The organism is Thiomonas sp. TH-17, from assembly GCF_057473305.1.
Genome location: NZ_JBYCKI010000154.1, coordinates 1 through 4499, shown reverse-complemented (window position 1 = coordinate 4499; position 4499 = coordinate 1). Strand labels below are relative to the sequence as shown.

General features: G+C 68.7%; 4 protein-coding genes. All 4 read left to right on the top strand.

Annotated features, from left to right (window positions below; genetic code table 11):
• Positions 1-516 (top strand): queuosine precursor transporter (locus AC2VLV_RS09405; RefSeq protein WP_486989739.1); only part of this gene is annotated, 516 nt, incomplete at its 5' end.
• A gap of 78 nt (positions 517-594) precedes the next feature.
• Positions 595-825 carry a ribbon-helix-helix domain-containing protein gene (locus AC2VLV_RS09400; protein ID WP_486989738.1) on the top strand — a complete coding sequence of 77 codons (231 nt, stop codon included), beginning with the start codon at positions 595-597 and terminating at the stop codon, positions 823-825.
• A gap of 9 nt (positions 826-834) precedes the next feature.
• Positions 835-1236 (top strand): type II toxin-antitoxin system VapC family toxin, encoded by a 402-nt coding sequence (locus AC2VLV_RS09395; protein ID WP_013106239.1) that lies wholly within the window; start codon positions 835-837, stop codon positions 1234-1236.
• A 232-nt stretch (positions 1237-1468) separates the two neighbouring features.
• Positions 1469-4499: class I SAM-dependent DNA methyltransferase (locus AC2VLV_RS09390; protein WP_486989737.1), on the top strand; the 3031-nt coding region annotated here is incomplete at its 3' end.

Below are 4499 nucleotides of genomic sequence, written 5' to 3'. Positions count from 1 at the left end.
TACGTCGCCACCGATCTCACCGCCCGGCTGCTCGGCGCGGGCCCGGCGCGGCGCGTGGTGCGCTGGGTGATGCTGCCCGCGCTGGTGCTGTCCTATGTCATTTCGGTGATTTTTCACGACGGCGCGTTTGCCGGGTGGGCAGCGCTGGGCGGGTTCAACCTGTTTGTATTCCGCATCGCCCTGGGCAGTTTCATCGCCTACGCCGTGGGGCAGATGCTCGACATTTTCGTGTTCTCCCGCCTGCGCGCCACGCTGGCCGGTAGCCGCCATTGGTGGCTGGCGCCCTCGGTGTCGAGCGTGTTCGGCAATCTGGTGGACAGCGTGCTGTTCTTCTCCATCGCCTTCTACGCCAGCAGCGACCCCTTCATGGCCGCGCACTGGGTGGAGATCGCACTGGTGGATTACGCGGTCAAGCTGGCAATGGCCGTGCTCGGCGTGCTGCCGCTGTACGGCCTCCTGCTGGCCGGGCTGCAGCGCTGGCTGGCGCGTAGTGCGGTGCAGACAGTGGCGGCTTGAGTCAATGTGATTGGGCGCTCCCAGTCATTCAATCAAGTATAATTCCACATATACGTATCTGACTGCAGGGAGATCGCCATGTCACAAATCACCCTCTATCTCGACGAGGCCACTCAAGCGCTGGTCGATCAGGCCGCCCTGGCCAATGGCGTATCGAAAAGCCGCTGGGTGGCCGACATCATCCGCAAATATGCCGCGCAGGAATGGCCGCAGGATTGCCTCTCGCTGGCCGGCCGCTTTGCTGATTTTCCGCTGCGTGAAGAGGGCAGCGCCGTGCAGCCCGCCGATGTGCCGCGCCTGGGCTTTTGATCGCGCGCCATGCTCTTGCTCGACAGCAACACCATCAGCTATTACTTTCGCGGCGACCCGCAGGTCGTGCCCCGTTTGCAGGCGCTTTCCCCGGCAGACATCGGCGTGCCGGCCATTGTGGAATACGAGCTGCGCTACGGCCTCATGCGCCTGCCCGCAGAAGCTGCGCATCCTCGTCTGGCGGCGTTGACAGCCTTGCTGCGTCCTCTGCAGATCTTGCCCTTCGACAGCGAATGCGCCGCGCAGGCCGCCCGCATCCGTGTGGAATTGGAGGCCGCTGGCACGCCCATCGGCCCGCACGACACCCTGATTGCCGCTACGGCCTTGCGTCATCAGGCCACGCTGATTACGCGCAACGGGCGCGAATTCTCCCGCGTGACCGGCCTGCAGTGGCTGAACTGGCACGACTGAACGCCCCCAGGGCCAGGCTACGCCCGGCCCGCCCCCCGAGGGGGTCGAGAAAACTTGGGGCGACCCGGCGTTTCCTTGAGAGCGCCCCCAGACCTGCCGCGTTCGCGTCAGGCCCCCCGAGGGGGATGAGAAAACTTGGGACGGCCCGGCGTTTTCTCATGAGCCGCCGAACGCCAGCCCGCAGGGCAGCGCGCGCGGTCGCCCTACCATCGCGCCAAACGCCGCCCACGCCATGACCGCCCATCTTTCCACGTCCCCCTCCGCAGCCCCGCAGCCCGACGCCGCCCGCGCCGCCGACTTCATCGCCCGCTGGAGCGGCGTTACCGCCTCCGAACTCTCCACCGCGCAGAGCTTCGTGCGCGAGTTGTGCGAGCTGCTTGGCGTGCCCGTGCCGCACCCCACGCCCGAGCTCGACTACATGTTCGAGCGGCCCATCACCTTTCGCCACGGCGACGGCAGCAGCAGCCCCGGCCGCATCGACTGCTACCGGCGCGGCGCCTTCGTGCTCGAAGCCAAAAAGCTGCGCGCCAGCGCCGACACCCGCCGTTTCGACGACGCCCTGCTGCGCGCCCGCGCCCAGGCCGAGGGCTACGCCCGCGCGCTCGAACCTGCTGAACTCGCCGCGGGCGGCCGTCCGCCCTTTCTGCTCGTGGTCGATGTCGGCCAGGTGATCGAGCTTTACGCCGAATTCACCCGCAGCGGCGCCACCTACACGCCCTTCCCCGATCCGCGCAGCCACCGCATCGCGCTGGCCGACCTCGCCCGCGCCGACGTGCGCGACACCCTGTGCCGCATCTGGCTCGATCCGCTCGGCCTCGACCCCGCCCGCGCCAGCGCCCGCGTCACCCGTGAAGTCGCCGCCCAACTGGCCGAACTCGCCCGCTCGCTCGAAGCCAGCGGCCACGCCCCGCAGCTTGTCGCCGCCTACCTCACCCGCTGCCTGTTCTCCATGTTTGCCGAAGACGTCGGCCTGCTGCCCGGCGCGGGCGAAGGCGCTCAGGGTGCACAGGGCGGGCAGGGCGGGCAGGGCGACCAAGGCGGCTTCGTCACCCTGCTCAAGCGCCACCGCGACGACCCCGCCACCCTGCAGCGCATGCTCGCCGCCCTCTGGGCCGACATGGACCGCGGCGGCTTCTCCGTCGCCCTGGCGCAGACCGTGCTGCGCTTCAACGGCAAGCTGTTCAAGGGCGCGACTGATGACGCCTACTCCCTGCCCCTCACCCGCGCGCAGGTCGATCTGCTGCTCGCCGCCGCCCGCGCCAACTGGCGCGAAGTCGAGCCCGCCATCTTCGGCGCCCTGCTCGAACGCGCGCTCGACCCCGCCGAGCGCCACGCCCTCGGCGCCCACTACACCCCGCGCGCCTACGTCGAGCGCCTCGTGCTGCCCACCGTGATGGAACCCCTGCGCCGCGAATGGGCCGACGCCCAGGCCGCCGCCTTGCTGCTCGCGCACGAAGCCGCCGAACTCGACGGCCGCCCGCGCGACGCCAAGATGGACGCCGCCCGCGCCGAACTCCGCCGCTTCCACCACCGCCTGTGCACCCTGCGCGTGCTCGACCCCGCCTGCGGCAGCGGCAACTTCCTCTACGTCACCCTCGAACACCTCAAGCGCCTCGAAGGCGAAGTGCTCAACCAGCTTGCCGCCCTTGGCGAAACCCAGAACAAACTCGCGTTAGAGGGCGAAACCGTCACCCCGCAGCAGCTCCGCGGCCTCGAAGTCAACGCCCGCGCCGCCGCGCTGGCCGAACTCGTGCTGTGGATCGGCTACCTGCAATGGCACATCCGCACCCGCGGCGACCGCGCCGTGGCCGAACCCGTCGTGCACGATTACGGCAACATCGCCTGCCGCGACGCCGTGCTCGCCTGGAGCGCCCAGCGCCCCCTGCTCGACGCCCAGGGCCAGCCCCGCACCCGCTGGGACGGCCGCACCTACACCCCCCACCCCGCCACCTTTGAACCCGTCCCCGACCCCGCCGCCCAAGTACCGCAATGGGCCTACGACCAGCCCCGCCCCGCCGACTGGCCGCAGGCCGATTACATCGTCGGCAACCCGCCCTTCATCGGCGCCGCCGCCATGCGCGCAGCCCTCGGCGACGGCTATGTGGACGCCCTGCGCGCCGTCTGGCCCGACATGCCCGAGAGCGCCGACTTCGTCATGTTCTGGTGGCACGCCGCCGCGCGCAAAGTCGCCGCGGGCGAAGCCCGGCGCTTCGGCTTCATCACCACCAACAGCCTGCGCCAGACCTTCAACCGCCGCGTGGTGCAAAGCGCCATCCAATATGGTTTGAAGCTCGTTTACGCCATCCCCGACCACCCCTGGGTGGACAGCGCCAGCGGCGCCGCCGTGCGCATCGCCATGACCGTGGCCGAACCCGGCGCAGGCGAAGGCCACCTGCAAACCGTCATCGCCGAAACCCCCGGCGAGTATGGCGAAATGACCGTGCAACTGCGCGAGCAGACCGGGCTGATTCATGCGGATTTGACGGTGGGGCCGAACCTCACCACGGCTCAAGTGCTTGAGGCCGACACCAATCTTTCCTCCCCGGGCGTGAAACTTCATGGCGCCGGCTTCATCGTCACCCCCGAGCAAGCTGCCGCGCTGCTCCCCACCCCGGCCCTCCCCAAAAGCGGAGAGGGGGCAAACACAGCCCGTCTTGCTCCTCCTCCACAACGTGAGGGAGGCGGGGAGGGGGAGATCGTGCGCCCCTACCGCAATGGCCGCGACCTTACCGACACCCCGCGCGGCGTGCTCGTCATCGACCTCTTCGGCCTCGACGCCGAGCAAGTGCGCAGCCGCTACCCGGCGATCTATCAATGGCTGCTCGAACGGGTGAAGCCCGAACGCGATGTCAAGGCGACAACCAAAGACGGTGCAGGTTATGCACGGCTGTGGTGGCTGTTTGGCAAACCCCGTCCTGAAATGCGCAAACAGCTCGTCGGCCTGCCGCGCTATATCGCCACCGTCGAAACCGCCAAGCACCGCACCTTCCAGTTCCTCGACGCCTCCATCCTGCCTGACAACATGCTGGTGGCCATCGCCAGCGACGATGCCTTCCACCTCGGCGTGCTGTCCAGCCGCGTGCACATCGTCTGGGCGCTGGCGCAGGGCGGAAGGCTTGGAGTTGGTAATGACCCGCGCTACAACAAAACCCGCTGCTTCGAAACCTTCCCCTTCCCCGACGCCGACACCGGCCTCACCCCCGCGCTGCGCCAACGCATCGCCGAACGCGCCGAAGCCATCGACACCCACCGCAAACAGGTGC

Bases quoted from the DNA above. Each gene is read 5' to 3' on its own strand.
- AC2VLV_RS09400 (WP_486989738.1), top strand. From the start codon at position 595: ATGTCACAAATCACCCTCTATCTCGACGAGGCCACTCAAGCGCTGGTC.
- AC2VLV_RS09395 (WP_013106239.1), top strand. From the start codon at position 835: ATGCTCTTGCTCGACAGCAACACCATCAGCTATTACTTTCGCGGCGAC.